At 53.9% G+C, this 3,930-nt stretch carries 4 protein-coding genes and 1 pseudogene; all 5 read left to right on the forward strand.

What is annotated here, in order from left to right:
* Positions 1–1,431 (forward strand): 1-deoxy-D-xylulose-5-phosphate synthase (gene dxs, locus OEL57_RS15050; protein ID WP_300741575.1); only part of this gene is annotated, 1,431 nt, incomplete at its 5' end.
* Positions 1,432–1,444: 13 nt separating this feature from the next.
* The gene (gene hpnH / locus OEL57_RS15055) at positions 1,445–2,446 is read left to right on the forward strand and encodes an adenosyl-hopene transferase HpnH (RefSeq protein WP_300741577.1); all 1,002 of its coding nucleotides are present in this window, start codon (positions 1,445–1,447) and stop codon (positions 2,444–2,446) included.
* Between the two features lie 27 nt (positions 2,447–2,473).
* A complete protein-coding gene (locus OEL57_RS15060) occupies positions 2,474–2,617 on the forward strand; it encodes a hypothetical protein (RefSeq protein ID WP_300741580.1) in 144 nt (47 codons plus the stop codon).
* Positions 2,618–2,629: 12 nt separating this feature from the next.
* Positions 2,630–2,845 (forward strand): annotated as a pseudogene (locus tag OEL57_RS17115) (glutaredoxin family protein); the annotation flags it as partial.
* A gap of 9 nt (positions 2,846–2,854) precedes the next feature.
* Positions 2,855–3,930: TatD family hydrolase (locus OEL57_RS15065; RefSeq protein ID WP_300741582.1), on the forward strand; the 1,076-nt coding region annotated here is incomplete at its 3' end.

Genomic DNA, 3,930 nt, shown 5'->3' on the forward strand with positions numbered 1-3,930 from the left:
CTGACCGGCGGCATCGCCTTTGAAGGTTTGAACCAGGCCGGACATCTGAAGAAAAACCTGATTGTAGTGCTGAACGACAATGAGATGTCCATCTCAAAAAACGTCGGCGCCTTTTCCGCCTTTGTCTCCCGCAAGATGACCACCCGCCATTTCCGTGAACTGAAGAAGGAGATGAAGGAACTGCTGACCAACATCCCGGCCTTTGGCAAGGATATCCTTAAATTTGCCCGTCGGGCGGAAAATTCGCTCAAGGGCTTTTTGACCCCTGGCGCCCTGTTTGAGGCGTTGGGATTTGACTACATCGGCCCGATTGACGGCCACGACCTGCCCGGCCTGATTGAGGTCTTCAACAATGCCCGTGAGTTTGATGGTCCACTACTGCTGCATGTGATGACCACCAAGGGCAAGGGCTACCGTCCGGCTGAAGAGACACCTGACAAGTTCCACGGCGTGGGGGCCTTTGACCTTTCAACCGGCAAGGCACCGGCCAAGTCATCCACCATCTCGTACACCGAAGTGTTTGGACGCACCCTGGTTGATCTGGCCAAGGAAGATCCCAAGGTGGTGGCCATCACCGCTGCCATGCCGGACGGCACCGGACTGAACTTCTTCAGCGATGCCCTGCCAGACCGTTTCTTTGATGTGGGTATTGCCGAACAGCATGGCGTCTGCTTTGCAGCCGGGCTGGCTGCTGACGGCTTCAAACCGGTAGCAGCTATATACTCATCCTTTATGCAGCGGGCCTATGATCAGGTCTTCCACGATGTCTGCCTGCAGAACCTGCCGGTGGTGATCGCCATGGACCGGGCTGGACTGGTGGGTGACGACGGCCCCACCCACCACGGGGTGTTTGACCTCTCCTTTATGCGGCACCTGCCCGGCCTGACCTTTATGGCCCCCAAGGATGAAAACGAACTGCGCCACATGCTGAAGACTGCACTGGAGCTAAAGGCCCCGGTGGCCTTGCGCTACCCACGCGGTGCAGGTTATGGCGTGCCGCTGGACAAAAAAATGGAATGCCTGCCGATCGGCAAAGGTGAACTGCTGCGGGAAGGCACTGATCTGACCATTGTTGCCATCGGTTCAACGGTCATGCCTGCGGTCAAGGCAGCTGAGCAGCTTGCCGAGCAAGGCATCAGCGCTGGTGTAGTAAATGCCCGCTTCATTAAGCCGCTGGATGCTGACCTGATCCTTGGTCAGGCCAAGGCCACCGGCAGGATTGTGACGGTTGAAGAAAACGTGCTGCAGGGCGGCTTTGGCAGTGCGGTGTTAGAACTATTGCAGGACAACGATATGTCACAGGTCAGGGTCAAACGGATCGGCATACCGGACCAGTACATTGAACAAGGAACCCAGGCACAACTCCGCAAGGATGTGGGGATTGATGCTGAAGGCATAGCAGCTGCAGTACAAGCGTTTTTGAAGAATTGAAAGGATTGATTGCATGCGTTTTCCGTGGCGTTTGAACTATGATTTGACCAAGTACATCATCAAAAACAACCTCAACAAGGTTGAGAAGTACCCGCTGGTACTGATGCTGGAACCGACCCACCTCTGTAACCTGACCTGCTCCGGCTGCGGACGTATCCGCGAGTATGCCAACACCATCAACGACATGATGTCGCTGGAAGACTGCCTGAAGTCAGTTGATGAATGTCCGGCACCGGTGGTCACCATTACCGGTGGTGAACCGTTCCTCTACCCCCACATTTATGAGCTGGTACAGGGGATACTGGACCGTGGCCGTCACATCATGTTCTGCACCAATGCCGTGCTGATGGAAGAATCCATCAAAAAGATGCAGCCCCATCCGAACCTGACCTTTAACGTCCATATGGATGGTCTTGAGCAGACCCATGACCGGATACTGGAGCGCAAAGGCTGCTTCAAGACCGGCATGGCAGCCATCAAGGCAGCCAAGGCCAGAGGATTCCGGGTCTGCACCAACACCACCATCTTCACCGATACTGATCTGGTTGAGATTGAAATGCTGTTCCAGAAGTTGGAAGAGCTTGGTGTGGACGGCATCCTGGTGGCACCTGGCTTCAGCTATGAAGCGGTTGAAGAGGAAAAGCAGTTCCTGGTCCGCCAGGAAATTGAGAAGAAATTTAGAGAAGTTTACGAGATGAGCAAGAAGCACCGCTTCTGGTCCACCCCGATGTACCTGCGCTTCCTCAAAGGCGAGAAAAAGCTGCAATGCACCCCCTGGGGCAACCCGACCCGTAACCCACAGGGCTGGAAGGCACCGTGCTACCTGATCACTGACGGCCACTACCCCACCTTCAAGGATATGATGGAACAGGTCAACTGGGACAGCTACGGCGTGGGCAAAGACCCCCGGTGCGCCCAGTGCATGATGCACTGTGGTTTTGAACCGACGGTGGTGACCGAAGTAGGTAAAAGCCCCAAAGACATTCTTGAAATGATGCTCTGGAACCTGTCATAAATATTTGATTTGGTGATGTTACCCGCCATGAAGAATCTTATTCTGTACCTTCTGTTCATGCTGGCCATGACCGTCTTCTGCCCCCACCGGGCAGAGGCGGTCCAGCCTCGAACCCCTCAGTTACTCTACCCCTCTAGTAAACGGATTGTTATCTTTGTAGCCGATGGCTGAGGCTACTGTACCAAGGCGGAAAGTTTTTTCGCCACACGTAACATCCCGTTTGAGCCACGGGACATTCAAAAAAACCACCAGTTTTACCGTGAATGGCATGACCATTTTCATGGTGATATTGTACCGTTGATCGTCATTGACAACGGCAGATTTGTGATCGATGGCTATGATCCACAATCCATCAAACAGGCCCTGAAATCTATCGGGCTTCACTCAAAGAGCAGGTAATACAGGTTTATGACAACCATTATTGATACCCATTGCCATATTTATTACGATGATTTCCAGAACGACCTTGATCAAGTGCTTGCCCGGGCTGATGACGCTGGTGTTAAAGGGATGATCGTGGTTGGTGCTGATGCAACATCAAGTCAACAGGCAGTTGAGATAGCGAACAGCCACCCCACCATTTTCTGCACCGTGGGTATTCATCCCCATGATGCGGAAGGGGCTGATGAGACCACCATTCTGGCACTGGAAGAGTTGGCGCGGACAACTGCTAAGTGTGTTGCCATTGGCGAAATTGGCCTGGATTTCTATCGCAATCGTTCCCCACGTGAAGAACAGGAGCGGGTCTTCCGACGTTTTCTACAGATGGCAAAAAAGCTGGATAAACCGGTGGTAATCCATGATCGGGATGCCCATACTGAAACCCTGGACATGATCAAAGAAGCTGGTGTTACAAAGGGTGTTATGCACTGTTTTTCCGGTGATCTGGACTTTGCCCGGCAATGCCTGGATCAGGGTCTCTACCTCTCCATTCCCGGTACGGTCACCTACCCCTCCAACGAGCAGTTGCGTGAGGTGGTACGCAACGTGCCGCTGGAACGGCTACTGCTGGAAACTGACTGTCCCTACCTGTCACCGGTGCCCCATCGCGGCAAACGCAATGAACCGGCCTACACCCGTATCACGGCTGAAAAGGTGGCTGAACTGCGCGGGCTGACCGTTGAAGATGTGGGCCGGATCACCACCATGAATGCCGGGCGCCTGTTCGGTATTCCGCTTTGGGACGACTCCACCAAGATCGCCTACCGGATCAGGAATTCGCTCTACCTGAACATCACCAACCGCTGCTCAAATCGTTGCACCTTCTGCCCTAAGTTTGATGAGTTTACCGTCAAGGGGCACAATCTACTGTTAGACCACGAACCGAGGTTTGAAGAGGTGATGGCAGCCATCGGCCAGCCTGAAGGGATAGACGAAGTGGTGTTCTGCGGCTTTGGGGAATCACTGCTGCGGCTGGATCTGGTCAAACAGGTGGCGCAGGCCCTTAAACAGCGCGGCTATCCGATCAGGGTCAACAGTGATGG

Origin of the sequence: Trichlorobacter sp. (assembly GCF_030247655.1) — a bacterium.
Lineage (GTDB): Bacteria > Desulfobacterota > Desulfuromonadia > Geobacterales > Pseudopelobacteraceae > Trichlorobacter.